We start from the raw sequence: 26,541 nt of genomic DNA, 5'->3' as shown, positions 1-26,541 counted from the left end.
CAACTCGTATCGAAACGCCACCCCATTTTTTACCCCATATGAATCTTGAACCTAAGCGCGTGCAGTTGCTTGCTCGTTCGATGTATCAGCAAATCTACAAGTCCATCCACCCCTCCTTATCATGTATACGCGTGATAGAGGTATATGCGCATACGTGATTCTTATTTTACCTATAAGTTGTTATAGTATGGAATTATCGATTCGAAAATACGTATCCGTATCGTTAAAAAACAATTTTAGAGCGCCGACTCTCAGATATCTAAGAAAAAACCTCCTAAAACACAAAACCCATAAAATACCTATGATGAAAAAAACTCTCTTAACAATAAGTGCAGGCCTAGTGCTAGCAGTTGCCGCACAAGCTCAAACTGTCGTCTATCAAGACACCTTTGATAACGATACCCTCGCTGTAAATACTGGGGGGACAGGCGGCGGTCTGACCAGCAGAGCCCTCCGCGGTGGAACAGGCTACAATTTCGAAGATAACGGCATTATGCAGTATAACGCAAGTGCCACCCACTACCTGAACCGTGCGATTGCCTACAACACGACGAATAGTTTTCAGTCGACAACAGGCTTTGAATTAGCCGTTGATTATTTGTGGACCAGTGAGCTTGGAGCGAGCCATTTAGGCTTCGGTATCGTGAGCACCGATACAGATATGGGTGCATATACTGGCTTGAACCCATACTCAGGCGATACTAGCGTTTACAGCTTTGGCGTTAATACACTGACTGGGCTTTCTTTCACAGATGGTTCAACCGTTACGAATCTGGGCACAGCTGGGTCTCTTGGGACGGCAGCCACTAGCAAGTCGGTTGTGATGAGCGTTGTCTCCGATGGAGCGGGCGGTGCAAATTGGGCTTGGACACTTGACAGTGTTGACATGGGTTCTGGCAATATCGCGGTGTTTGATTTCAGCAAGTCCTTTAAGTTTGTCGCTTACGGTCAGGACGATCAGGGCGACAAGAGTATCCAAGGTGTGACACTGACTGCAGTTCCCGAACCAAGCAGCTACGCACTACTTGCTGGCCTTCTAGGCTTGAGCTACGTGATGGTTCGCCGTCGCAGCTAGGGCATCGCACTTAAGCAAACCTTCTTCAAAAACTCCAAGTCCCGTGCGCGGCTTGGAGTTTTTTTGTGCGCTAGAACTGCTGACGGATAACATTTACTAATGCTGCTCTGTTTCTGAATGACTGCCTCTGCTCATTTTACAGCTTGGCTTGAGCTGACGAGGCTTGTCCGTAATTATCTTTAGTTGTGAGATCTCTTGGCATTTATCTCTAGGGGAGATGACTTCGGTGATCTCCCCTTACTCCTTTTTTTGATTAAAAAATCACCGAAAACCCCTATCTACGAAATATGAATACAAATGCAATCCCCCTCATTGCAGTCAGTGCGGTCGCTGTGCTTTCCTTTTCAGCGACAACGAGTGCTGGAACTCATGTTTCAACCGGACCGACTGTCTCTACGGATTACAAAACAGGTAGTATTACTTTTGTTTCGGCAACACAGACGCTTGGCCGTGCGACGTTCAACATTTCGTATGATGTGCTCGCGACCTCTGTGGATGACTCTCCCAATGTGCACTCTGATCCAAGCGGTGTTTGGGGTATTTATTCGCCAGAGAGCGACGCAAACCCAGCGCATGGAGTCACTTTCGATGGTGACCAAGAGGAGGCTGCTACGCTTGGGAATTTGCGAGTGACCTCTTTTAGTGACGGTGGTGGCGACTTGACGAGCGATGATATTGCTTTGTCCTTCCATAGTGTCGTTGTTTCTATCGCACATCATAATCCCGATCGTGTGGGGGTTTCGGTGAACGGAAGCGAGCCCATTGTTCTCGGTCGTCAAGATGAGGAATCTAGCACAGTCGTGCTTGCTGATGTGGTCGGCGCGACTTCACCGGTGGGGAGCTTCGGTTTGTTTTCTTTTTTTAATCTCAACAAAGCGAACCGTTGGGCTGTTAGTGATGTGGTGGTCCATTACACCGATATTCCTGAGCCCCGGGCCTATGCATTGTTTGCTGGTCTTCTTGGCTTGAGTTGTGTGCTGGTGCGTCGCCGTAGGGTAAATTGATCGGGTAGCCGTCTATAATTTTAAGCGCTTGTAGCTGAATGCCGCCCGCGTTTTTTGTGCAGAGCCTTCAGGTATGCGTTTCGCGCCACAGTAAAGCCGAGTTCATAAAGGCTTTGTCTAATTTAATCGCGGATTATTGGGAGCCTCCTGATCCGTGTTATCCGTGCAATCTGCGGTTAATTCACGTCCTTCATGTCTGCCTCTCCGTATCCATCGACAGCATGGGCGTGCCATCGCTACAATCGATGGATGCATTTCAATGTATTGGGCCTCATCCTCATTCGATCCGTATTCGGGTGGACTCAATCTGCCTCGTATCAAACCTTTACGCAGCCGCGATTTCCCTATTCATTCGTGTGTATGATTCGACCGCTGCTGTGTTTTGCTCTATTGCTTTGTTGTTCCGTGCTTGAGGCAGCATTGGGTGGTTCGGCGATTTCCGAGTTGGAAGCTCGGAAGGAAGTGATCGAGCAAGAACTGACCCGTTTGTCGCGCCCCAGTTTACGTGGGGGAGTGGGGGCGATCGGCTACCACACGGCAGCGTTCTCACATGCGGATAATGATTTCTGGGTCGAAATCGACCTGAAGGGCGAACACTCGATCAATGAGATCGTGCTAGTGCCGGTTCTTTGGCGTGATATGGAAGAGGGCTTTCAGGCGGATGCCTTTCCCGAGGCCTTTCGTGTGCTTGCAGGCACTACAGAGGATCGCGAGGGCCAGGTCGTTGCCGAATTTCAACAAGAGGAGGGGCAAATTATTGGCATTACGCCATTGGTCATACCGTTCCCCGAAACGGTGGCGTCTTGGGTGAGGATTGAAGTGACCCGCATGAGCCGGCGGATTCATGATGGCAAATACGTCTTTCAGTTATCTGAAATTATGGTTTTTGGTGAGGGGCAGAACATCGCCTTGCGCAAGCCGATCAGTGCAGTCTTCCCCAAGCCGCGCGATCCTTCCGGTGCGTGGGATGAGCGCTTTCTCGTCGATGGGGCGACGCCCTATATTATGAATTCGGCACGGGGGCAGCCGAGCCTTGCCTACTTAGGTGATTTCGGTGCGGCGCCGACGCTGCTCATTGATTTAGGCGAATCTTACCCGATTTCCGAAATACGGCTGCATGCAGTTGAGCAGAGTAATACCGTGCCGCAGGCCTTTGTCGGTGATTTAGGTATCCCGAAGCACTTTAAGGTGGAGGGGGCGAATTCGCCAGACTTTGAGGATGCGGTGGTCTTGGTGGAGCATCAATCTGCCAATCTGTCGGGGATGGGGCCGATCATGATGTGGAGTTTCCCTGAGGTGAGTTGTCGCTATGTTAGAATCGTGACGCTAGAACAGGGCCTGTCGTTTGGTATTTCTGAGCGACTCTCACGGATCGGGTTTGCTGAGATCGAATTGATGTCGGCAGGGGAAAATGTGGCGCAAGGTAAGCGAGCGTGGACAGAGCCAGCTATGCGCAGCCACCGTGATGCCATGTCACTCACGGACGGGCGTAATCTCTATGGTGAGATCCTGCCCATTCAGGCATGGTTAAAGGAATTAGCGAAACGCCGCGATTTGGAGGCTGAGTGGGTCGGTTTGAGTAAAGAGCTCAGTCGGCGGTATGCGCTACAGAAGCAGATGCTCATTTGGTTGGGGCGTATTTCCGGGGTGCTACTGTTTGCAATTGTGGTCGTGGCGCTCTACGGACGTATGCAGCGCATCCGTAATGAAACTAAGGTGCGTGAGCGCATTGCAGCGAACCTCCACGACGAGTTGGGCGCCAATTTGCATGCCATCGGTATGTGGAGCGATATTGCACAGGAGTCCGTCAATTCGCCAGAGCCGCTGATAGAAAGCCTGAAGCGTATCCGTGGCTTAACGGAGCGCACGGGTGCTTCGGCACGGTTCTGTTCGAACATGCTTGAGGCAAAAGGGGTCTGTGAAGTGCTTGTGGATGACATGAAGCGCGAAGCGTCCCGATTACTGGCAGACATATCGTTCGAAATCTCATTTGAGAATGAAGCGCAGCTGAATCGTGTGATACGCAGAAAGCGCATCGATATCTTTTTGTTTTTTAAAGAATCGCTGGCGAATATCATTCGCCATGGCCAGGCGAGCACTGCCACGATTCATATGTCTGCGAACGATAAAGAAGTTGCCCTTGCGATTGCAGATGATGGTTGTGGATTTTCCGGTGGTCTGCCAAATTCCTTAAAACGCCGCGCAAAACTGATGCGTGCTGAGGCGGGAGTGGATCACCCCAAAGAAGGTGGCACCCGTATTTGGCTCAAGCTGAAGGTGAAACGAAAAACTTTTATTAAAGAATAATACTATGAAAATGCCTACGAGAATAATGTTGGTTGAGGACAATGACGAATACCGTGACGTCATTAAATTTGCCATAGACCGAGAAGAAGACCTTGAATTGTTCAGCCAATTTGGAACTGCGGAAATGGCGATCAGCAGTATCGATAAAATTCGCTCTACGATCGTGCCACAGGTGATTCTGCTGGACCTACGTTTGCCAGGATTGAGTGGATTGGAGGCGATCCCATATTTCAAAGAGCGTTTGCCGGAGGTGAAAATCATCGTGCTGAGTCAATCGAACGCTGAGTCTGATGTCGTGCGATCCATTGCGCTCGGAGCGTCTGGATATTTGTTGAAATCGTCCACGATTCAGCAGGTGAAAGATAGCATTCGCAATGTAATGGAGGGGGGCGCAAGTATTGATCCCGCAGTGGCTCAGTATCTCGTCAAGCGTCTCAGGGATCGTCCGACACCGCTAGTATCGACCAAGTTACTTTCGGAGCGCGAGCTGCAAGTCTTAGAGCTGTTGGCAGATGGGCTTCAAAAGCGAGAGATCGGCAAAAAATTGTTTATTAGTTACCCCACGGTCGATGCGCATGTGCGCCATATTTATGAGAAGCTCGACGTAAAGAATGCGCCCTCAGCAGTGAGGCGAGCCTATCGTATGGGCGTCTTTACTGCCGATGAGTGGCTGTAGATTGGAGTAAAAGGCATGTGTTTGGTGTGGCGGAACTGGGAACCGGTTTCGGTCTGTGTGAGTGCTTTGGTTTCTGCGCCGAAATGGCTGCGACAGAGATAAACGCGCCTCTTCGCTCTACGCCAAAGGCACCCACCTTCACCAAAGGCCTCGGCGCGTCCTACACCAATAAATGACAGCTTTGAAACATTTTCAAAACGGCACCCGACGTAAATACATGATTAGAATATACGTGAATACGTGCTATGCTATGAGTGCTGCATCTGGTATGCTAACCGTTGCTCAAACGGGGTAGCGGATATTGTGTGTGATGTGCTCAACTTTTCGCTGTTACCGACCATTAAATTTACCAAATTAGAAGGAATGACGATGAACAGATTAAAACTTCAACGATTGGCTAGCTTAGCGCTCCTATTGGTTGCGATCCCGCTTGCCGCAGATGCGAAAGCACAGAACCAGTCTCAACCGAACATTGTGGTCTTTGTGGCCGATGATATGGGTTGGGGAGATTCCGGAACCTACGGCAACGAACTAATCCAGACTCCGAACATGGATAAGTTGGCCTCGCAGGGTGTGAAGCTGATGCAATGCTACTCTGCCGCGGGTGTCTGTTCGCCCTCGCGCTCCGCGATTCTTACTGGTCGCACGCCGTATCGTAATGGTGTTTATCGCCATTTATCAGGTAAAGGCCCAGCCTACCTTCGCGAGAGCGAGATCACTTACCCAGAACTCTTGCAGGCAGCTGGCTACGAAACCTGCCATGTCGGCAAGTGGCACTTGCTCTCTCAGCAACAGTGGAACAACGCTGACTTTCCGCAGCCTGGTGATCACGGCTACGATTACTGGATGTCGACGCACAATAACGCTGCGCCAAGCCATAAGAACCCGAAGAATTTCGTGCGCAATGGCGAGCTTGTCGGCACGACACAAGGCTACTCCGCTCAGCTAGTTGCTGGAGAGGCGGAGCATTGGTTGAAGGACATTCGCAACCCAGATAAACCCTTTGCTCTGTCAGTTTGGATACATGAGCCGCATTCACCAATCGCGACCGATCCACGTTTTCAATCGCTCTATAAAGGCCACAAAAACAGCAAATATATGGGCAATATCACACAACTCGACAATGCGCTGGGAATGGTGATGGATACGCTCGACGAGATCGGTGTGAGCGATAATACCTTTTTCTTTTTTACCTCAGATAATGGACCGGTGTCTGCATATGGTGGCACTACTGGTGGCTTACGTGGCAACAAGCGCAGTGAGTATGAAGGGGGCATTCGTGTTCCAGGCTTGGCTCGCTGGCCGGGGCACATCAAGCCAGGCAGCGTCAGTGAGGTGCCAGTGATCGGTAGTGATATCTTTACGACGGTGTTGGACATTACAGGCATTCCAGTGCCCTCCGACCGCACCATCGATGGTGCCAGTATGCTACCAGCGCTCGCAGGTCAGCCGATTAAGCGTGAGATGCCCATGTTCTGGCGCACGCACGTATCCAAGCCAGATGAGCGGGTTGCCATGCGCATTGGCGATTGGAAAATCGTAGGCGATGAGACCTTAACCAAATTTCAGCTCTACAATATCCCAGAAGATATGAAGGAGGAGAATGATCTGGCCCAGAAGATGCCTGAGAAGACTGAGGAAATGAAAGAGATCCTCTTAAATCTATGGGCAGGTATCGTCGAAGAAGGTCCCAATGAATGGTGGGAGAGTGACAAGCAGCGCTCCAAGTTTGGCGGAAAGATCAGCTACTAAGGTGCGGTGCTCCTTGCACTGATCACTTGGTAAGGGTAGGGGCTTTGCTTGCAAAGCCCACGAGCTCACGAAGTTCCGAACCCATATCCATAGTTCGCGGGTGCCACCTATTTGGCTAGCTCAGGGTCTAGTGCAAGCAAGGCTCTTGTAGAGTCTTGTGTCCGTGAAACTTGCTAATCTTAATGCTCGCCAGCATCGCACGAGTGGAATGTTTTTCTCTTATGAAGAAATTACTGTTTGCCTGTCTCGCGCTGAGCGCGACTACCTGTTTCGCACAACACCGTCTGTTGGTGAGCGGGTGCGCTTATGGTGAAGTAGCGGTCTATGCCGCGGATGGCACGAAAGAGTGGAGTATTGCTGAAAAGAATGAGGCTGATGACGCATGGCTCTTGCCGAACAACGATGTAGTGATGGCCTACAAATATGGCGTGCGTATTATTCGGCCTGATTGGGAGAGTGGTTCGGGCGCGGAGACTCTGAAGGATCGCCCGACGCCGAATGGTGGTGAAACACATAGTTGCCAGCCGTTGCCAGGTGGTGGCTTCCTGATCGGGGAGAGCTGGAATGGGCATTCAGCGATCGTTGAACTCGATGCAGAACTCAAGGAGACCAAGCGCATTGAGCTCAAGGGGCTTGGCGGCAAGCATTCCTCCTTTCGACAAATCCGAAAAACTCCGCAGAATACTTATTTGGTCACGCAACAAAAGAAGGGCGGCCAGGCGATGGAAGTGAATTCGGCAGGCGAAATTATCCGCCGCTTTCCGGATGGACGATTTGTTGCCGAGCGACTTGAAAACGGCAACACCTTGATAGCTGGTGGCGATAGTCATCGGATTATTGAAGTTGATGCGGAGGGTCAGGTGGTCTGGGCGCTTGAGCAAAACGACTTGGACGGTGTTTCCATAGGCTTTGCGGCAGGAGTTCAGCGATTACCGAACGGTAACACCATCTTTTGCAACTGGGGAGGTCATGGCGGCACTGCGGGCGCGTCTATTATTGAAGTATCGCCTAATAAGAAGATTGTTTGGTCGACCTCACCGGGGAAGCCGAACCGTATCGCAAACGTGAAGGTGCTGTAATGGCAAAGTGCCCATTCTAGGGGCGCGGGCACCTGCGAGACAGCCACTTATGCCTGCTCTCTCGTTTCGGTGATCATCTACAGTATATGATTTTAATGTGTATGCGTCATAGGCGCTAGCCTGCAGATCGGGTATAGTAAATGGCTACTACAGTCTGGGTCGATGGGTGCCTTAATCCACGCCAAGGACGGTTGCGTTATAGACTATAAAAATGATTATTCGAATATGCATGTTTTTGATGCTCGCACTCGTTGCGAGCGCCGAGGTGAAGCCAAACATCATCTTCCTATTGGCAGATGACCAGAACTTTGGTTCGATCGGAATTTACGGAAATCCAGAAGTGCAAACTCCCAATATGGATAAGCTTGGGCATGACGGGCTGATTTTTGACAAGCACTACAATACGACCGCGATCTGCATGGCCAGCCGAGCGACTGCTTTTACTGGGATGTATGAATACAAGACTGGCACGAATTTCCAACACAGCCATATGCGCCCTGAAATTTGGGCGAAGTCTTACCCTGTGCTGCTCCGCGAGGCGGGGTATCTGACGGCGTTCGCAGGTAAATTTGGTTTGGATGTCTACGGGCTAGGGCCGAAGGGCAAGCAGGGCATGCCCGAGGGAGATTTTGACATCTGGGGCGGTGCTCCTGGACAGTCGGAGTATGCTACCAAGAAAAATGCCTCGATGGCGAAATATGCGCAGGAGTATCCACATTCGACTTTGTCGTATGGAGCCTTTGGTTGTGATGTGATCCGCGAGGCTGCGGAACTGAAAAAGCCCTTTTGCTTGTCTATCAGTTTCAAAGCTCCGCACCGCCCGGCGACGCCCGACCCACAGTTTGATCACATTTACGCAGGAAAGACTTTTACCAAGCCAGCTAACTACGGACGTGAGCATAGTGAGCACCTTTCGCCGCAAAGTAAGACTGGTCGTCAGTATGTTCGCTTCGAACAGTGGGGCTACGATACCGATTATGACGCGGTCATGGCGACCTACTATCAGCAGATCTATGCCATCGATGTGGCCCTGGGGATGATCCGTGATGAGTTGGAGGCACAAGGGATGGCTGATAATACCGTAATCATCTACACCAGCGACAACGGCTTCCTTTGCGGTGCGCATGGCTATGGCTCTAAAGTCTTACCCTTGGAAGAATCGGCGCGTGCGCCTCTGATGGTGTATGATCCACGTAGCGGCAATGCAGGCAAAGGTCTTCGGACGACTGCTTTGACAGGAAATATTGATTTTGCGCCAACGATTTTAGATTTAGCTGGAGTGCCAGTGCCAGAAAATATGGATGGCGAAAGCCTCTTGTCCGTGTTGGAAGAGCCGACAGCCTCGCACCATCAACAACTGGCTTTTATGAATCTCTATGGAGATGTGCCGACTAAGAATCTGACCGTCTTAACTGAAGAGGTGAAATACACCTACTGGTGGTATGGCGATGCGACGATGGAACCGACTGAGGAACTCTTTCAATTGAAAAAAGATCCCCTTGAGTTAACGAATTTAGCAAAAAACCCAGAGGCAGAACCGCTCCTCCAGAAAATGCGGAAAAAATACGACGAGGAGCTGGAGTTGTGGAAGGAGCAGGCGGAAGACGCTTACACTCAATATGTTCCGCTCTTTGATCGCACTATACCTTGGGAGCAGAAGGAGTTCAAGAATACCAAGGGCAACACTAAATAAGAGACCTATTTTGATGAATAATATAATGAAGAACAAATTTAAAGTGCTACAGCTCGGTGTGCTGCTTAGCTTCGCATGGTGTAGTCAAGCGATTGGCATCGAGACGTCTAAGTTTTGCAAGGCTCAGACGCCTGTCGGTTATATCTTAGAGTCAGACGAAGAATCTTGGACTTGGGGCATGGCTCCGATCTACGATGAGGATGGAAAGCTGCATATTTTTAATTCAGTGATCCCAAATGATGGCAGCTGGATTCGGCACAGTAAGATTGTGCATTGGGTCGCTGATCAAGCTGAAGGACCACACACTTTGCTGGGAGATGTCTTCGTGAGTGAAGACGCGAGTTACCATAACCCGCAAATCTCGAAAGTAGGAGACACCTACGTGTTGGTGTTTCTATTGAATAAGCATACTGAGGGCGGGTCTAAGCAAGAGGTCGGCATCGCCACTTCCAAATCGCTTTACGGCCCATGGACAGAGAGCCCACTCAACCCAGTGATCCCTGCTTCGGGAAAGATGGGGGACTATAATATCGTCCACGCCTCAAACCCGAGCTTTGTGGTCGCTCCCGATGGTAGCTACCGCATCTATTATAAATCAATGACAGATCGGTATCCGATAAAGACAGGCTTTCGCGAAATGTCCTTTGCTGTGAGTGATAAGCTTGAGGGACCATATGTAAATTACGAAGGGAATCCCGTGATCACTTACATCGAAGATGGGGTTGATATGGAAGATCCTTACGCATTCTATTATAATGGCATGTATTACATGATCGTTGAGGATCGTCAGGGTATTAAGAACATGCTCGAAGGGAACCCGATTCCTGCGGATGAGTTGAAGAAGGGTGGCTATCGCCCTGGCTTGATTTATAAGTCAGAAGACGGCATCAACTGGGGAGAGCCCATGGTCGGTTACCTGACAAACGAGGCTTATTTCGGAGACCCATTGGCACGTAGCGAGCGTCCGAGTATTCTTTGGAAGGATGGAAAGCCTGAGTATCTTTTCCTTTCTTGCCATGATGACAAACCGTCGGCCGGATATTTGCTTAAACTGGATGACTGGGACGGCGAATAAATGAAAAGTAAGTTACTATGCCTAGGAGCAGTTCTGTGCGTGTTTTCCAGTGCTGCGGTTATCGCCGGACAGCTGGCAGGTAGTCGCCCGAATATCATCTTGGTCATGACTGATGACCAAGGGATGGGGGATCTGTCCTGCATGGGCAACCAAGTCGTTCAGACTCCGAATATTGATCGCTTTCATGATAAGGGGGTGCGGTTCACTGATTTTCAGGTCAGTCCGACCTGTGCTCCGACACGTGCGGCGTTGATGAGTGGACGCGCGCCGTTTAAGAACGGCGTGACACACACCATCTATCAGCGAGAGCGTATGGCTCTAGATGCTTTCACGCTCCCGCAAGCACTGCAAAGTGCTGGTTATGCCACAGGTATTTTTGGAAAGTGGCATCTTGGCGATGAAGAGGAGTATCTCCCCGGGAATCGTGGATTCGATGAGGCATTGATACACGGAGCAGGTGGTATTGGGCAGGTGCGACTTGGCGATTTTCCGCCGAATGGAGAGAACCTCTATTTTGACAATGTCCTACTGCATAATGAAACCATCGTGCAGACCAAAGGCTTTTGCACCGACCTGTTTTTCGAGTCTGGCTTGGCTTGGATTAAGCAGCAGATCGCCGCACGCAAACCGTATTTTGCATATATCGCTCTGAATGCACCGCACGCACCACTCGTCGCTCCAGAGCAATATACCAAGCGCTTTAGAGAGCTCGGCTATGACAAAGGCACAGCTGGTCGTTATGGTATGATCGAAAATATTGATGATAATTTCGGTCAGATGCTCGCAACGCTCGACAAGTGGGATGCGTTGGAGAATACACTCGTCATTTTCATGACCGACAACGGTGCGACGCACTTAAGCGGTAAGCTCAATGGCAAGAAGCTTAAACATTTCAATGCACACCTAAAAGGTGGTAAGAATTCACCAGATGAGGGTGGCTCGCATGTTCCAGCATTTTGGCAGTGGCAGGGCATGCTGGAGGGCGACGTGGATATCGATGTGCTGACCGCACATCTCGATCTCTATCAGACTTTCTGTGAGTTGGCGGGTGTTCAGTTGCCGGCACAAATGCAAGAGTTGGATGGGCGTTCTTTAGTGCCGCTTCTCAAAGACCCGAAGGCTGTGTGGCCTGATCGTGAGCTGTTCTTCCACTGTGGACGGTGGAACCCTGGAAAGCGTGATCGTGCTCAATATAAAGATTGTGCCGTGCGTAGCGAACGTTGGCGTTTAGTGAATAATAAGGAACTCTACGATATCTCGGCAGATCCTTATCAGAAAAAAGATGTGGCGCAGTCCTATCCAGAAGTCGTTGCGCAACTCAGTAAGTCGTATGACCAATGGTGGGAGTCGGTCTTGCCGCTGATGGTGAACGAGGGGCTACCTCGACTGCGTGAAGAAGAGTTTCCATTGAACATTCGCTACTACAAGCAGTTGAAGGAAAAAGGCATTCCAGATTGGGCGCCGGAACCGCTATAGTTCGATTTCGCTTAGCTTCGTGTGAGCACGCGTCGGCGTAGTGCTCACACGCTAAACTCGCGGTTGATTCTACAACTGAGCACTCGGCGAGTGGTAGTTTAATTTTCAGGTGAAGGAAAGCCCGCCGACGCCTTAGGCGAAGGTGGTGTGCCTCTCGATCTGTTGCTGTAGTAGCCTTTAGTGTGTGGCTGCGAAGGCGATTGAGAGGCACCAAGGCTTTTGCCAGGCAAAGCAAGTCAGGAGGAAGGAGTTAGAAGCTGAGCCTCAGTGTTTTATGGCGCCTTATACCAACATGCGACTAAAACTGGTAAAAAGGTTTAACCGCAGAGATCGCTGAGTGCGCCGAGGAGAAGGGGCGGGCTGCGTGAAATGCTCTGCGTCAGCTCTCAGCGTGCTCTGCGATCTCTAGCGTAGCGGGCGGTTAACAAATACAGCTGAAAAGTATTCACAGTGGTCTTCTCTTCGATGGCTACATACTACCAGAAAATGTCAAAGGATAGTATTAGACGCTCGCCAAATGGCTTCCGCCCTTCGGTTGCACCCAAAGGCATAATAAGTGTCGCTGCGCTCGGCGGGCGGCTATAGCCGATAATCTACAAAGACTTCATAATCAAAGACTAACTTGCTACGCCATCTACGGCAGAGCTCGTCCCGCCAGAATATTTTATATTAAAAAATCTCTTTTAATGTTCAAGGACGCGCTTGATCTCACCTATCTGCAGATGCCAATGGCTTCAGTGGAAGAGGGCGCGTTTGGCGCGAGGTGGAGCACTGGGGCAGCACGGCCTGTGATACGCAAAGAACCGCGTTCTGCACCTTGGACGGATTTTTTTAGAAAAGAACTTGTGACCTATCCATACGGATAGGTCACAAGTAGTGGGGTTTGTGGTAATATGCATTCTTCAGATTTACCAACCCTCAACGAGTCACGCTAATAAATATGAAAATTGCACTGATATACCTTATTCCAGTGATAGACGTTTCTTTGGGGGCCTGCTATATTACTTCCATCAGGTGATCTGACACTTATAGATTTTTTCAAGGGGATGAGGTTTGGGGAAACCTCTGAGGGAAGGAGCACTACGCTGGTATATGTTACTGGCGTCGTGCTCCTTTTTTTGTTTAAATATTCAAAGAGCAGATGTCCGCAAGCTTCAGACTATCAGTTGTTTATATCATAGTTCTATAATTCGGCAGTTGGTATGGGCTCTGGTTCTTGAACCGTTAATCCTAAATTCGGCAGTAGGCTTAGTTTTAGAAACCACGAATGCACACGAATTTACACGACGGAGCTCAGTCGTGCCGCAGACCTCCGTCTGACTTCCTAACTTCTAACTCCTGAATCTAGGATGAACGAACCACCCCCAGTTGATAACGCCTCTAGAATACCGATCGCACGGGCGTGCGTCTATCACGCAGATATATCCGACCAAGGATCATTTAGTGAATACGATCAGCTTACGCAGTTCATTCGGGCTTAAGTCACCTCCATTAATCAGATTCACCATCATATTGAGTGGTTGCATACTTTTCACATCATTACGGTCATTTCCTATGATGAAGATCACTTTGGTATTTTCAGGCCTCGAAACGCCAAATTTCTTAAAGAGTGCATACGATTGTTTGACGATATCCGTGCTAGGAAATGCGACATTGGGCTCGACCATGAAATAAATAGTATCCGGAGCAGGCTCGAGCTTGTAGGCGGAATTAAGCGCACCCCAGTATTGAGTCCCTAAAATAAAGGCACCCCCTTTTTTGCCGAGCTGTCTCTGGGACTCAATGATTGCACCTTTGGCCTTTGGATTAATCCGCTGCAGCTCTTTAACCAAGGTAGCAACGCCACTCCCACCGGGGCTCAACCAGGTGTCGCGTTTGATACCTTTGGGCCACCAAAAGTCAAATTTCGTGGGGTCTTTTTGCTTCTGTCCTTTCGCCGGAATCCCGCGCATCCCGGCATCTTTACCGCCGAAATAAATAACTGCCAATCGGGCGAACATGCTATCCTTCATCGAATCAATCGTCTTTAATAGTTCGGCTCGTGTTCTAGAAAAAACATTCGAACCAGAACCAGTCCGATCCAGTAAAATAACGATGTTGTTTCCGCCTTCGACACCAAAGAAACTAACATCGACACGGTCCATAATGCCCCCGCCAAGCTCACCGAGCCCACCTCCAAAGCCACGACCAAAGGCGACATCGGACTCTTCCATGACGATTGCAGGCACCGACATGTTTTGAGGGTTCTGAGCAGCTAAAGGTTGAGGGCGAGGCAGACTCTTTTGTGAGCGCTTCGTTGTCGGCGGTGGCGGTGGAGGCGGTGGCGGCTTGGCCATCTCCACTACAGGTGGGGCTTCAAATTCAGGTTCTGGGCTAAGCACTTCGATAATTTTAATCGCAGCAAGGCCACCGAGCCCTAACACGTGCACAATCACGGTGATGGCAATGACCATGAAGACGGTGCCACGTTTCTTCCGAGTATTCAGCGGTTTACCTAGTGCGTGTTCGTTGTGCGGCAGCGGATGTTCTGTCTCGTGTGGCATTCTTTGGTATCAGTTATAAAATGAATGAAATGGATTAGTCTTCTCGGCCCAGGAATTCTTTAACGTCTGGATGTAGTCTTTCTAGGAAGGCTTTATCCTGATCGCTTAATGGGCGCGTGGAGAAAATCTTTAATCCCGGAACACCTTGTTCTTCGATCAGTATGTAAGCGCCAAAGTCCCCGCCGGGCACCTCGGAAATGAAGATCTCGACATCGGTATTGACACCTTCTCTCAAGTTGAACCAATCGCCAGTTAACGCGTAGAAAGCCTTTTTAAATCCGAAATAAGTCATCGCGGCCTCTGTATCTTTTTTGAATTGTGAGGCACTTTGCCTCCACGCGCTGTAGTTTGGATTGCCTGCAACAACGACAGACCCATCGAGCACAACTTTTCCATTGATACGGACGATCAACACATCGTCTGCACGGCCGACCAGCCGGAACGTTCCTGTTTTTTGTGGCTTATAACTGCCCGTGTAATGGACGCCAATCATTGTGGGTTTGATTTCGTCTTCAACGCCGAATGACTTGGGTGCAATTGCCGCAGAGCCAAAGGGGATAATGAAGTAAGATCCGTAGAGGTTCTGTTCCGCCTTATAGAAATTCCGATCTAGTTGCTGTAAATCAAATCGATCTGAAAACTTACGAACTGTAGGCTGAAAGAAGGGGATCAGTGGCATGTTTGTGCTCTTCTTCATCGCGGGCAGATTCTTCACCGGCTTGGCATACTTATCTCGTTTAAAGTCGAACAGTGTGCCCTTCAGCGTGCCCTCCAAAGCACGGTCAAAGCCGAAACTACTCAAATTAACGCGATCGACCATACCTCCGCCAAGTTCGCCTAGTCCGTCTCCCATGCCACGGCCAAATGAGACATCAGATTCTTGCATGACGATTGCTGGAACCGACATATCTTGAGGGTTTTGTGCGGCTAATGGTTGAGGTCGCGGAAGACTTCGCTGTGTCCGCTTGGTTGTGGGTGGGGGAGGAGGTGGCGGTGGGGGAATTTCTATCTCCACGATCGGAGGTGCTTCAAATTCAGGTTCGGGGTTGAACACCTCAATGATTTTAATCGCAGCGAGGCCGCCGAGTCCGAGCACGTGCACGACGATCGTGGCGACTATGACGAGAAAAACTGTCCCGCGTTTTTTTCGACTGCGCAGTTGCTTTCCTAGTTGTTGTTCGTTGTGGGGAAGCGACATCGTTTCTTATTAGAGTAGGATTGGGCGAAACTACGGAATGGCACTACATCTGACTGAACGAAACGTATTTAAGTTTTGCTTCGGCGCAGGCATTCAACACATCGATCGAACGATAGTGCGGCGAATACGCATCTGCTTGAATCGTTACGATCGTGTCCTTCTGTAGGCGATCCGCAGAGGCTTTTAGGCCTGCGAGCATACTGGTTAATCCGGTGAGCTTGCCGTAAGGGTCACCGCCGATATTGCCGCCATTGAGTAGCACCGTGCCATCGGGAAGTATATCGACCGTGTGCTTGGATGGTAATTCTGGCGCCGCAGTCGGCGGCGCTTGAGAGGGCAGTTGAATACCCAGGTCGGCTTCTTGTTTAATCAACTCGGTCGTGACCATGAAGAAGACGAGCATCAAGAAGACGACGTCAATCATAGGAGTCAGATCAGGTTTTCCTGCACTTTCGAAGATGTCGCTAGCTTTCATAGGTTCTTAGGTTACAGGTCGCTCTGATAAGTGGCAAAGATGATATCGTTGACCCCATTCTCTGCGCAAATCGTAAGCAATTTATTAACGTGCTGATGCTCAGCCATTCGGCCGGCGCGAAGGACGATTTTGACGGCACTGTGATTTTTTGTGATCTGTGCCAGTTTGTCAGAGAGCTCTTGCTCAGTCATGGGTGTCACACCGTAGTAGAAGGTGCCATCGTCAGTTACTGAGAAGCTAAAGCGGTCTTTGATTTCTTTCGGAATGGCTGCTTCCTCAGCGACTGCTAGGTTCAGGTCAATCTTGTTGGTGGTCAGCGCGCTGGCCACAGTCATGAAGAAGACGATCAACAGGAAGACCACGTCGATCATCGGCGTCAGGTCGAATCCTTCGCCTTCTTGTGGGACTTTATAGCCTTTTAAACTCATCCGTATTGGTGCTGATTGAGCTACGCACGAGGATTACGCGGTGCTTGCGGTATCGTGGCGGATGGTGAGGTGGACCCAGACACCGATTTACTACGAGTGCCATGGACGAGATCGCCATGCATGTCGTCGAGATACATGGTCATGTCCGCAACGAGATTACCGTATTGATTCTTAAAATAAAAGAAGAAGAACATGGCAGGGATACCGACTAACATACCAGATGCGGTGGTGATCAGCGCCTCCGAGATATTACCTGCAAGCACTTCAGGTTGGCCCATCCCGACAGTCGCGATCGAGTCGAAGGCCTTAACCATACCAGAGACCGTTCCTAGTAGTCCGACCATCGGCGCAATCGAGGCAATAATGGAGAGGTAGTTGATCACAACAAAAGGCTTTGCGAGCTCTTTACTTGAGCCGGCCTCTAGACGTTGACGAAATAGTTCCGTATCGATGTGGCCGCCCTTAATAGAATCTAAGCCGTGGTTGACGATACGAGTGAGTGGTGCGGAGTGTTCCTCGCAGAGTGCTGCCGCGCCCGCGATATCGAGCTGATTCAGTTTTTGACCGAGTTCGGAGGCGACTACATCGTCGAAGAAATCCTTCTTACGCAAGGCGATGAAATTATAAATAGTCAGCGCGAATGCCGACATCGAGAGAATCCCGAGTGGATACATGGCCCAACCGCCTTGCTTCACCTTCGTGAATAGGCTATTGGAGGATGCCACTTCAGGTGCTGCTTCGGTGGTTTCTTCGCTTTGAGCGAAGGCAAAGGTGGCGAGTCCGACAAATAGAACGGCGCACAGTGTGGTTCTAATTTTGTTTAATTTGATTGGGCTTATCATAATACTTAACTGGGTTATTCAGAGGGTTCTTCGTTGGTTTGATTGTTTAAAGCGGCTAAATAGGCTCCATCTGGAAAGAGTAGATCCATCTCGTCTAAAATGTTTTGTGCGATCTCAGGTTGTTCTAAATTAGTGTAGCACAAAAAGGTAAAGTAGAGTCCTGCTTGCTTGATGTGACTACTCATTTGAATGACTGCCATTGAGTGTCCTAAATAATTGAGCGATAACTTAGTCTCTCCCTTCAAGAAGGACTGCACACCAAGGACTAAATATTCTGTGCCCGTGCTCTCCACGTCTGCCGGTTCCATGGATTGCGCTTGCTGTAGATAACGATCGGCATCTTCAAATTTACCGAGCTGAAGCGAGAGATAGGCACAGTTCAGAGCCGCCTTTTTCTTTGAGAGTTCTGAGCCTCCACCCAGCAGTGAAGCGTAGAGTTTTAATGCTGGCTTAAACAGGCGTATATCCAGTAATCGCTTGGCGATGATTAAGTTAAACTTACGCGACTCCTTGGACGGGCGTGCTGCAATTAGCTGATCGATCAGCTTGAGTGATTTCTCTTCTTCTCCGCTTTCGAAGAGTTTGATCACCACGGTATAAAAATGCTTCACTGTTTTTTGAGGGCTTCGATTGAGCGCGATATATTGAGACACATCGTAAGCGCGCTCCCAGTCCTCCGTATCCATGATTGCTTCGATATATGCGTTGATGAGGATGTGAATATTGGTCGATTCGGAGCGAATACTCGCAAGTGGTAATAGCGGCCAGATCTGATCATGTAACAGCTCAACCTTCCTCTTTGGGTCGGATTTTGTAAGCGCTGCACTCAGGTCATCTGTCATCGGCATAGTGATGGTAAACTGTTCCATGTGATCCCATCCCACCATGACTGAGCCTTGACCATCGAGCATCTCAATCTCAATGCCTTCCGTGGACGGGCGAACAAAACGTGCTCCCATCACGCCGGAGGCTTGTGTGATTTCCAAGCGAACCGGTGTCGCACTGGAGAAGTCTGGTTCGGTATACGTGTCTTGCTCGACTGCAAACACAGTGCTGCACGCGATTGTGCAGTAAAAAAGGAGTGTCCTAATAAGAGAAATATTCATTATTCAAATTCCTTTCTGATCAAGGCTGCAGCTTTAGTATCTTCGAGCCCTGGAGTTAGCTTGAACGCTTCGAAGACGGTCTGCGCGCTCTCTGGTTCATTCATTGCTTTTAAGGTCGTAATATCTTCGTAGTAAGCCGTAGCGAGTAGTTCATTGAAGCCAGGGTAGCCGAGCATGATACGCTCGTAGAAGCCATGTGCCTCTGAGAGTTTGCCTTCGGCGACATAGGATCGACCAATCCAGAGCAATGCATCACCGTGCCGCTGCCCTCGCCATTCATTGTGGTGTAAAATCGTCTCAAGCTGTTGGCGGGCTTCTTTGTAATTGCCTCGTTCGATTTCCATACGCCCGATTTTAATAGCAGCGTCGCCGGACTCATCTGCCGAAGCGAAGCGTTTGATCAGGGTCTTGTAGGTGTCGATTGCATCTTGGACGCGATCAACATTTTGGTAGGTCTCTGCCAGCAGTTTCGTCATCCCCAACTCAGCACTTGAATTCATGTAATCGACGCGCGAGGCTTCGATGAAATCGATCACTCCTTGTGGGTTCGATTTCACATATTCTTTCAATATCCACAACTTACCAGCCAGACCGATCTGAGGCCACAGTTCCTCATTATCGACGAGGGCAAGCATCTCTGCATTTGGTATGCCCTCTGGGGTCTGCGTGATAGCAAGCGCGGTTAGAATGCGAACGACCAACGGCACATTCCCGGCCGCTTTGGCGTGGTTCAGCTGATTGCTTAACCACGCATCTGCAGTTAGCTCCGGAATCGACTCATTGAGCGCCTCAATCTCAGCCTTCAATGCCTCTAAAACCGCCAATTCCACGATCGGGTAAGGTTTCTGAACAGGAGCAGGGGCTTCTGGTTTTTTTAGCGCCCGATTCTTCACGCGTGCTGCATGCGCATCGTCAAATACCTTGAAATGATCCATGATGACTGCGCGAAATTCGTTATCCTTAACGAAGCGCTCTTTCACCAATGCATCGAGATTGGGGTTCTTTTTAAAGTAGTGATATTGCTTCCCGCGGTCGCCGATCAGCTCTTTAAGTAAGTCTGGTGTATTCGCGACGAGATTAAGGAATGCCTCGGTGTTCTCACGTATCTCACGCAGGCTGCGGTCTTTCTTTAGGTAGTCCACAAGGAGCTCATCCAGTTGTTCATCTTCGGTAATCTCAAAGAACCGATACAGTGGCTTCTCAATGATAGCGAGTGCAACGCGCGGTTGGCCTAGCTCATCATGGATGTTTGCTAAGGCTGATACCACTGGAATGATTTCCGGGGATGCTTCATTGGTTTGGATAAACGCAGTCAACCGCTCAATGGATTCATCGACGTCGCCACGATCCACCCAGATACGCGAGATCTTGAGCTCACCGGTAGCACGTAGTCCCAAATCATCGGTATACTGATCGATTAAATAGTAATGTTCTAGGGCAGCATTGGCATCCCCGAGCATGTCGACCAAGTTACCTAGGACTAATTCCGCTTGGGCGCGTAGTGGATTGTCGGGGTAGCGGTTGACGAATTCTAGGAGTAAATCCTTGGCTTCCTCTATTCGATCAAGCCCCATGACACAGAGCGCTTTACGAAAGGAAGCATCGGCGCGAAAGCGTGTATTCTCATTTTGGATCACTTCTTCAAAAAGCACCAGCGCCTCTTGGTTGTGTTGCTCCGTGAGGTGCCCGAGTCCGAGGAAATAGTTAATCACCAGCGCACTGCGAGTGTCATCGTGTTGATCTTTATAGCCTTGGAAGTCCGCAATCAATTCGAGCGTCTGAAATCGAGTGAGACGCGCCATCCCGCATTTAAATAAGAGCAATGAGGCGGCGGGATCATCGGGAGATATTCCCATATACCAACGTGTCATTTCATACAGCTCATCGTATTCCCCGAGTTCCAGATAGTCGGTAGTGATTTCGTCGGAAACGGTTCCGCGGTAGCGAGTAAATTTATCAGTCTCTAGGTAGCGTCGTGATAGGTCGACTGATTCGCTGGATTCACCTAACTTTCGTCCTAAGGAAAATGCCGCAAACAAGATATCTTCCGCGTATTCATGGTCAGGATACAAATCGACCATCTCACGGAAGCGCCAGAATGCCTCCCAGTCTCTGCCCATTGCCATATAAATACTAGCAATGCGCCAGTTCAAGAGTGGCGTATAGTTCGGCGACGCCTCGAGCGCGGCCAAGTCGGCGGTGGCGTTATCAAGTTCAGTCTTCGTATCGACGTAGAAATTGCGTAACACGATATTCCCCTCAAACCTCTTTAATTTTCGCTCTAATTGGCGAATGTGCTGCTTTAGTCCTACTTGAAGCGACTCATAGGAACGAACGAACTGGTAAAATAAACTAGCAGTGGCCAAGTCGCCTTCATCTCGAAGTTGATCGCCGACATCCATCAATGATGTGTTAAAGCGTGGGGTGAAGAATACTGGAGCCGGACTGCTAAAGAATTCTAGCATTTGACGTGATTCGCTGACGTCGCCTTGCTTCGCTTTAGCAATCAGCATATATGCCGCATAGGTGGTGCGGTCGATCGATGATTCTGCACTGCGCATGCCCGCTTCGAAATATGGCAGACCAGCGCTCCATTGTTTCTCTGCGATATAGATCAGGATGATTTTCTTTAACACCTCTTGGCGCGCTACGCCAGGAACAGGGTTCATGTAGAGGGGGATGTAAGCTTGGAGCGCTTCTTTGAAGCGTTTAGAAATCGCATGAATGTCGCCTATGTTATAGCGTGCGGAAGGAACTAGTGTGTTGTTTGGATAACTTGCAATAAACGCATCAAACCCTGTCAGAGCGTGATCTAAGGCGCCTTTGTTATTCGCATCGAAATACTCAAAAACGTATGAGAGTGCGACGTAGAAATCCAAAGTGGGGTGCATCTTTGCAGTCACCTCCGGATTTTTGCGTAATGCCTGTAGTAAGGGGCGCGCTTCAACTAATTGCTGTGAGTGAATCAGGGTATTCACGCGTTGAAGTTGGCCAGCGAGCGATTCGTCCACGGGAGACTTCGCGCTATAAGCAGCAGTGTGAAAAATACTAGCGAACAACAATACAATGATGAATCGATAGATATCTACGTAACTAGGGTAAGACATAATAGGGGGTATAAAAGAATGGTATCAAGTTGCGCACGGCGCTGAAGAACAGACGACGTTGGGGTTGCACAACTAAGTAAAGAAGCAGTGGTTTGTTATAGACTATCAGATATTGTAGTTACTTCATATCACTTAAAAAAGGTATGGTGATGGAGGCTACTGAATGAGTAGGGGTATTTCACCGCGATCATACGGAACGATCGGTGTCTTGTCACCTATCCAAAGTGATAGGTTCGGTCATATTGATGGGAGATATAGACACTTTAAATCTTGGCTTGCACACTGATTCAGGGGGATTCGTATGACTATTGTAGATGGTTAATGTTCGAGACTGATACCTAATACTATAGGATAGCGAGCGTTCGCGCAATACGGTCAAATGACCAGTTCCGGGAGTTGGGGCGCGTAAATATCTTGCCTTGCATGGCATCGTCGAATGCCCTCTGCTGCTGCATCACAGCAACAACCCAAACTCTGAGCGTATGAGACATAAATGGATCTGGATCGCGGCATTATTTGCCTGTATTACTTGTGGACTGACTGCGGAGGAAACACCGCAACAGCCGAACATCGTGTTCATCTTTGCGGATGATATGAGTTACGAGACGATAGGGGCGGTCGGCATGCTCGACATTGATACGCCAAACCTCGACACGCTCGTCGAGTCCGGGGCTAGCTTTACGCATGCTTACAATATGGGCGCGTGGGGCGGGGCGGTTTGCGCGGCCAGTCGCACCATGCTGAATACGGGGCGTTTCCTGTGGGATTCTCAAGCGAGCACGAAGCCATTTACGAAAGAAGGCCGCATGTGGGCGCAGCGCATGCATGCGGCGGGCTACCAAACTTACTTTGCCGGAAAATGGCACGTTCCAAATGTGGAGCCTCCCGCGCTTTTCGACGTCGTAAAAAATGTTCGTAAGGGTATGCCCAAGCAAACTCCGGAAGGTTACAATCGCCCGAAGAGCCCTGAGGATTATGCGACTGGTTGGAAGCCTTGGGAGACGAAATACGGTGGCTTCTGGGAAGGTGGCAAACACTGGAGCGAAGTGCTCGCCGATGATGGCGCCGAGTTTCTTGAAACGGCTGCGCAAAATGATCAGCCCTTCTTTATGTATTTGGCTTTCAATGCCCCGCACGACCCGCGTCAGGCGCCGAAGGAATATATCGACCGCTATCCTTTAGAGCGGATTGTGATGCCTGAGAACTTCCTCCCACAATACCCCTATGCCGATAAGATTTGTGGCCTAAAGTTGCGAGATGAAAAGTTGATGCCGTATCCGCGCACTGAATATGCAGTGAAGGTGAATCGCCAAGAATACTTCGCGCTCATCACGCATATGGATGATCAGATTGGTCGTATTTTGGCTGCCATCGAGGCCTCTGGTAAGGCCGATAATACATATATCGTGTTCACCGCGGACCACGGTCTAGCGGTCGGGCATCATGGTTTAACAGGTAAGCAGAACATGTATGATCACAGCGTGCGTGTGCCATTTCTAGTCGTGGGGCCAGGTGTGTCGCCGAGCTCGCAGGTGGATGCGCCAATATATTTGCAGGACGTGATGGCCACTTCCCTTGATTTGGCTGGAGCATCGACCGACGGTGTTGATTTTAAAAGCCTGGTGCCATTATTGAAAGGTGAGAGCGCTGAGCACTATGATGCCATTTACGGCGCCTACATGAACAAGCAGCGGATGATCACCCAAGGTGATTGGAAGTATATTTCCTATCCGACTGCCAAGGTTGAACGGCTCTTCAATCTGAAGAAAGACGCGAACGAAATGCACGATCTTTCCGGCAATCCGGAGTATGCGAGTCAATTACAAACCATGCGTGAAGCATTTGCTGAATTGAGCAAAGAGCTCGGCGATCCGCTGAGCAGCGCACGTAAGAAAAAATCGAAAAAAGCCAAAGAATAGAGGCCGTTGACTAGTTGTCTTGGTCCCATCAGGTCTCGTCCATCTACCTGATTGTGGTGATAGACGCGATTATGTGTTTTCTGTTAAGATAAATGTTTAATTTGGCGTTTGCTTTCGCAACGTCCCTAAACCTCACCCCTTTCACCTTAAATTCCAAATATTTTGAAAATAACTAGCTCTCTCGCCTTATTAGCGCTTTCGCTCGTTGGACTCAACGCAAGTGATGAGCGTTATGTCCTACAATATGATTCTCCCGCGGCCAATGACCTGATCAAAGCCAAAGGTAAGAGCAAAGAGCCTAAGTTCATCAAGACTGCATTGCCACTGGGCAATGGGCGTCTCGGGGCGATGTTCTCCGGTGGCGTTGATGAAGAGCATTTATGTATCAATGATATCACGCTGTGGATGAATACTCGGCGTGGTCAGGACGAAGTGGCTCAATCCGCAGCACGCAGTGTCACACCTGAGGATTATGAGAAGGTCCGTGAAGCCTACCGCGAAGAGCGCATGGGCAGCGGCCCTGAATCGATGGAAAGTATCTCAACCAAATATCTGTCAACCAAGCAAAAGGTTGGTAATTATGCCCCCTTCACAAACGTCGTGATTGCGACAGGGCACGATGCCGCTTCGGTTTCGAACTACCAGCGCTCGCTGGACACACGCACTGGCCTTGGCCGTGTGAGTTATTCCGCCAATGGCGGGCAGTTTACCCGTGAATATTTCTGTAGCTATCCAAATGATGTCATGGGCGCACGATATACCGCGGAGGGTGCGAAATTGAACCTCACGATTCAGACGATCACTTATCACAAGGTGAATGTGCTGAAGGCGACCGGTAACCGCATCCTCTTGGAAGCGGAGACGAACATGACGCAGGATAATATGCACTACGCCCAGATCATCGAAGTTGATGCGGCGGACGGCAAGGTCACTGCGCAGGCGGATGGTTCGATCAAAGTTTCCGGCGCGACGGACGTGAGTATTTACCTTGTTGGCTATACCGACTACCTTCCTAACTATCCCACGTTCAAAGGCCGCGACTTTCGTGGTGATGCTGAGAAGGCGATCAATGCCGCTTCGAAGTTGGGCTACCATGCGTTGAAGCAAGCCCACGTCGCTGATTTCACAGCGCTGATGGACCGCTGCCGTCTGGAGTTGGACTTCAAGCCTTCCGGTAAGACAACGGATGAGCTGACTAAGAATCCGAGCCTTGAGCTGGAGAATCTCTATTTCCACCATTCACGCTACCTGCAAATCAGCTGTTCTCGAGGCGCACCAGTGCCGTCGAACTTGCAAGGTCTTTGGAATGCGAGCCTTAAGCCTGCGTGGAATGCCGATTACCACTGGGATATTAATGTCGCGATGAACTATTGGATGGTCGAAACCGCGAACCTCCCAGAGTCTTTTGCGCCTTATATGGAGTTTATGAAAGTGATGGCCGTGTCTGGACAACACACGGCACGTGAAACCTTTGGAATTAACCAGGGCTGGAGCATGGGGCTGAATGGTAATATCTTTGGCTGGACTGCTCAAAATGAGCACGGACGCCGCATGCAACAATCGGGGCACTGGGCCGCGCAACATTTACTCGAGCACTATGCGTTTGGCGGTGACAAGGAGTATCTTGAAGAGGCCTATCCAATCATGAAGGGCGCTGCTGAATTTTTCGTGGAGCACCTGTCTCCATGGAAAGATGGCACACTGGTCGTCTATCCGACTTGGTCGCCGGAAAATAATTATGCCAAGGGCAAACTGAACAAGCAGACTTATGGCGCGGCATGGGATCAGCAGCTGATTCTAGGGCTCTTTACCGACTGCATCGAAGCGTCTTACATCTTGAACCGTGATGCCGAATTCCGCGCAACACTACAGAAGATGATTCCACAGCTCAGCCCGCAGAAGATCGGTAAGCACGGTCAATTGCAGGAGTGGATCGACGACTACGATGATCCAAAAAACAAGCACCGCCACATTTCACATTTGATTGCCCTGCATCCAGGGCGTGACATCTCGCCGCTGACGACTCCAGAGCTTCACCAAGCCGCTCTCGTGACCATGAAACATCGTGGTGACGCATCCACTGGCTGGAGCACTGGTTGGAAGACCAACTTCTGGTCGCGCCTGCACGATGGCGACCACGCGCACAAGATCTACCAGTTCCTGACCTCGAAACGCGCGTATCCAAATCTGTTCGACTTCCACCCGCCATTCCAAATCGACGGCAACTTCGGTGGTGGTGCAGGCGTCTGTGAGATGCTCCTACAAAGTCATCTGCGTAGTGTGAATCCAAATGCCGCTACTGTTTCAGAAGCAGCCTTTATTGCTTACCAACAGTCTCCGGAGAACCCGAAGCATTTTGTGCCCGTTGTGCCAGGTGAGTCACTGGTAAGTGCACCGTTCATTCTACACCTATTGCCTGCACTGCCGTCCGAATGGGCAACTGGTAAAGTCAAAGGTCTACGAGCACGCGGCGGTTTTGAAGTCGATATCGAATGGGTCAATGGCCAACTCGTCGAAGCAACTATTCACGCGACACGCGACAGCGCCTGCCGTGTGTATTCCAACGGTAAAATCAGTGACACCATTACTTTGAAAAAGGGTGAATCGAAGGTTTGGAAGTAATTATTACAGCATTTGTTTGATCGATATCACGACTCCGACGTAGGGGCTTTGCTTGCGAAGCCCGCGCACAGGCCAAACGCACACGAAGTCCCGCAACGTCCCCTACGCTCGCGGGTGTCGCGAGCAACACCCCGACACACAATCACAATATGATGAGCAAAAGT

The 26,541-nt window shown here is 49.9% G+C and carries 18 protein-coding genes; 11 read left to right on the top strand and 7 right to left on the bottom strand.

The features are described from left to right. Positions 1-301: 301 nt before the first annotated feature. The 9 genes from GZZ87_RS17270 (at position 302) to GZZ87_RS17230 (ending at position 12,137) form a co-directional block, all read left to right on the top strand. On the top strand, positions 302-1,075 hold the full coding sequence (locus GZZ87_RS17270; RefSeq protein ID WP_162026977.1) for a PEP-CTERM sorting domain-containing protein: 774 nt from the start codon (positions 302-304) through the stop codon (positions 1,073-1,075). Between the two features lie 287 nt (positions 1,076-1,362). Next, a complete protein-coding gene (locus tag GZZ87_RS17265) occupies positions 1,363-2,079 on the top strand; it encodes a hypothetical protein (protein ID WP_162026976.1) in 717 nt (238 codons plus the stop codon). Positions 2,080-2,439: 360 nt separating this feature from the next. Beyond that, positions 2,440-4,386 (top strand): histidine kinase, encoded by a 1,947-nt coding sequence (locus GZZ87_RS17260; RefSeq protein WP_162026975.1) that lies wholly within the window; start codon positions 2,440-2,442, stop codon positions 4,384-4,386. A gap of 10 nt (positions 4,387-4,396) precedes the next feature. Beyond that, positions 4,397-5,062 (top strand): response regulator transcription factor, encoded by a 666-nt coding sequence (locus GZZ87_RS17255; RefSeq protein WP_244648018.1) that lies wholly within the window; start codon positions 4,397-4,399, stop codon positions 5,060-5,062. Between the two features lie 369 nt (positions 5,063-5,431). Beyond that, positions 5,432-6,814: a sulfatase-like hydrolase/transferase gene (locus GZZ87_RS17250; RefSeq protein ID WP_244648017.1), complete on the top strand. Its 1,383-nt coding sequence runs from the start codon at positions 5,432-5,434 to the stop codon at positions 6,812-6,814. A gap of 221 nt (positions 6,815-7,035) precedes the next feature. After that, positions 7,036-7,893 carry a hypothetical protein gene (locus GZZ87_RS17245; protein ID WP_162026973.1) on the top strand — a complete coding sequence of 286 codons (858 nt, stop codon included), beginning with the start codon at positions 7,036-7,038 and terminating at the stop codon, positions 7,891-7,893. A gap of 211 nt (positions 7,894-8,104) precedes the next feature. Then, positions 8,105-9,586 carry a sulfatase gene (locus GZZ87_RS17240; protein ID WP_162026972.1) on the top strand — a complete coding sequence of 494 codons (1,482 nt, stop codon included), beginning with the start codon at positions 8,105-8,107 and terminating at the stop codon, positions 9,584-9,586. 25 nt (positions 9,587-9,611) lie between these two features. Further along, positions 9,612-10,661 carry a glycoside hydrolase family protein gene (locus GZZ87_RS17235; protein ID WP_162026971.1) on the top strand — a complete coding sequence of 350 codons (1,050 nt, stop codon included), beginning with the start codon at positions 9,612-9,614 and terminating at the stop codon, positions 10,659-10,661. Beyond that, positions 10,662-12,137 (top strand): arylsulfatase, encoded by a 1,476-nt coding sequence (locus tag GZZ87_RS17230; protein ID WP_162026970.1) that lies wholly within the window; start codon positions 10,662-10,664, stop codon positions 12,135-12,137. A gap of 1,436 nt (positions 12,138-13,573) precedes the next feature. Here GZZ87_RS17230 and GZZ87_RS17225 read toward each other — a convergent pair. From GZZ87_RS17225 to GZZ87_RS17195, 7 genes are read right to left on the bottom strand one after another with little or no spacing between them, the layout of a single operon-like run. Continuing rightward, positions 13,574-14,680, bottom strand: a complete 1,107-nt coding sequence (locus GZZ87_RS17225; protein WP_162027831.1) for a hypothetical protein — start codon at positions 14,678-14,680, stop codon at positions 13,574-13,576. Between the two features lie 34 nt (positions 14,681-14,714). Then, the gene (locus tag GZZ87_RS17220; protein WP_162027832.1) at positions 14,715-15,878 is read right to left on the bottom strand and encodes a hypothetical protein; all 1,164 of its coding nucleotides are present in this window, start codon (positions 15,876-15,878) and stop codon (positions 14,715-14,717) included. Positions 15,879-15,921: 43 nt separating this feature from the next. Next, positions 15,922-16,353, bottom strand: coding sequence for a biopolymer transporter ExbD (locus GZZ87_RS17215; protein WP_162027833.1), 432 nt, complete (start codon positions 16,351-16,353; stop codon positions 15,922-15,924). A gap of 11 nt (positions 16,354-16,364) precedes the next feature. After that, positions 16,365-16,781 carry a biopolymer transporter ExbD gene (locus tag GZZ87_RS17210; protein ID WP_162027834.1) on the bottom strand — a complete coding sequence of 139 codons (417 nt, stop codon included), beginning with the start codon at positions 16,779-16,781 and terminating at the stop codon, positions 16,365-16,367. A gap of 20 nt (positions 16,782-16,801) precedes the next feature. Next, positions 16,802-17,623: a MotA/TolQ/ExbB proton channel family protein gene (locus tag GZZ87_RS17205; RefSeq protein ID WP_162027835.1), complete on the bottom strand. Its 822-nt coding sequence runs from the start codon at positions 17,621-17,623 to the stop codon at positions 16,802-16,804. Between the two features lie 14 nt (positions 17,624-17,637). Continuing rightward, a complete protein-coding gene (locus tag GZZ87_RS17200; protein ID WP_162027836.1) occupies positions 17,638-18,729 on the bottom strand; it encodes a hypothetical protein in 1,092 nt (363 codons plus the stop codon). Further along, entirely contained in the window at positions 18,729-21,836 is a 3,108-nt protein-coding gene (locus GZZ87_RS17195; protein WP_162027837.1) for a tetratricopeptide repeat protein, read from the bottom strand. The genes GZZ87_RS17200 and GZZ87_RS17195 overlap by 1 nt, the downstream gene beginning before the upstream one ends. A 482-nt stretch (positions 21,837-22,318) precedes the next feature. Between GZZ87_RS17195 and GZZ87_RS17190 the strand changes: the two genes are divergently transcribed. Then, positions 22,319-23,755 (top strand): sulfatase-like hydrolase/transferase, encoded by a 1,437-nt coding sequence (locus GZZ87_RS17190; protein ID WP_162027838.1) that lies wholly within the window; start codon positions 22,319-22,321, stop codon positions 23,753-23,755. Positions 23,756-23,917: 162 nt separating this feature from the next. Then, positions 23,918-26,377, top strand: coding sequence for a glycoside hydrolase family 95 protein (locus GZZ87_RS17185; RefSeq protein WP_244648016.1), 2,460 nt, complete (start codon positions 23,918-23,920; stop codon positions 26,375-26,377). Positions 26,378-26,541: the final 164 nt, after the last annotated feature.

Origin of the sequence: Lentimonas sp. CC4 (genome assembly GCF_902728235.1) — a bacterium.
In the GTDB taxonomy this organism is placed as follows: domain Bacteria; phylum Verrucomicrobiota; class Verrucomicrobiia; order Opitutales; family Coraliomargaritaceae; genus Lentimonas.
This window is presented reverse-complemented; position numbering and strand designations above follow the sequence as displayed.

What these genes read in the sequence shown, in the direction of transcription:
- GZZ87_RS17230 (WP_162026970.1), top strand. Translation starts at nt 10,662, where the DNA reads ATGAAAAGTAAGTTACTATGCCTAGGAGCAGTTCTGTGCGTGTTTTCC.
- GZZ87_RS17210 (WP_162027834.1), bottom strand. Translation starts at nt 16,781, where the DNA reads ATGAGTTTAAAAGGCTATAAAGTCCCACAAGAAGGCGAAGGATTCGAC.
- GZZ87_RS17190 (WP_162027838.1), top strand. Translation starts at nt 22,319, where the DNA reads ATGAGACATAAATGGATCTGGATCGCGGCATTATTTGCCTGTATTACT.
- GZZ87_RS17225 (WP_162027831.1), bottom strand. Translation starts at nt 14,680, where the DNA reads ATGCCACACGAGACAGAACATCCGCTGCCGCACAACGAACACGCACTA.
- GZZ87_RS17265 (WP_162026976.1), top strand. Translation starts at nt 1,363, where the DNA reads ATGAATACAAATGCAATCCCCCTCATTGCAGTCAGTGCGGTCGCTGTG.
- GZZ87_RS17255 (WP_244648018.1), top strand. Translation starts at nt 4,397, where the DNA reads ATGCCTACGAGAATAATGTTGGTTGAGGACAATGACGAATACCGTGAC.
- GZZ87_RS17240 (WP_162026972.1), top strand. Translation starts at nt 8,105, where the DNA reads ATGATTATTCGAATATGCATGTTTTTGATGCTCGCACTCGTTGCGAGC.
- GZZ87_RS17200 (WP_162027836.1), bottom strand. Translation starts at nt 18,729, where the DNA reads ATGAATATTTCTCTTATTAGGACACTCCTTTTTTACTGCACAATCGCG.
- GZZ87_RS17250 (WP_244648017.1), top strand. Translation starts at nt 5,432, where the DNA reads ATGAACAGATTAAAACTTCAACGATTGGCTAGCTTAGCGCTCCTATTG.
- GZZ87_RS17215 (WP_162027833.1), bottom strand. Translation starts at nt 16,353, where the DNA reads ATGAAAGCTAGCGACATCTTCGAAAGTGCAGGAAAACCTGATCTGACT.
- GZZ87_RS17245 (WP_162026973.1), top strand. Translation starts at nt 7,036, where the DNA reads ATGAAGAAATTACTGTTTGCCTGTCTCGCGCTGAGCGCGACTACCTGT.
- GZZ87_RS17270 (WP_162026977.1), top strand. Translation starts at nt 302, where the DNA reads ATGATGAAAAAAACTCTCTTAACAATAAGTGCAGGCCTAGTGCTAGCA.
- GZZ87_RS17205 (WP_162027835.1), bottom strand. Translation starts at nt 17,623, where the DNA reads ATGATAAGCCCAATCAAATTAAACAAAATTAGAACCACACTGTGCGCC.
- GZZ87_RS17260 (WP_162026975.1), top strand. Translation starts at nt 2,440, where the DNA reads ATGATTCGACCGCTGCTGTGTTTTGCTCTATTGCTTTGTTGTTCCGTG.
- GZZ87_RS17235 (WP_162026971.1), top strand. Translation starts at nt 9,612, where the DNA reads ATGAAGAACAAATTTAAAGTGCTACAGCTCGGTGTGCTGCTTAGCTTC.
- GZZ87_RS17220 (WP_162027832.1), bottom strand. Translation starts at nt 15,878, where the DNA reads ATGTCGCTTCCCCACAACGAACAACAACTAGGAAAGCAACTGCGCAGT.
- GZZ87_RS17195 (WP_162027837.1), bottom strand. Translation starts at nt 21,836, where the DNA reads ATGTCTTACCCTAGTTACGTAGATATCTATCGATTCATCATTGTATTG.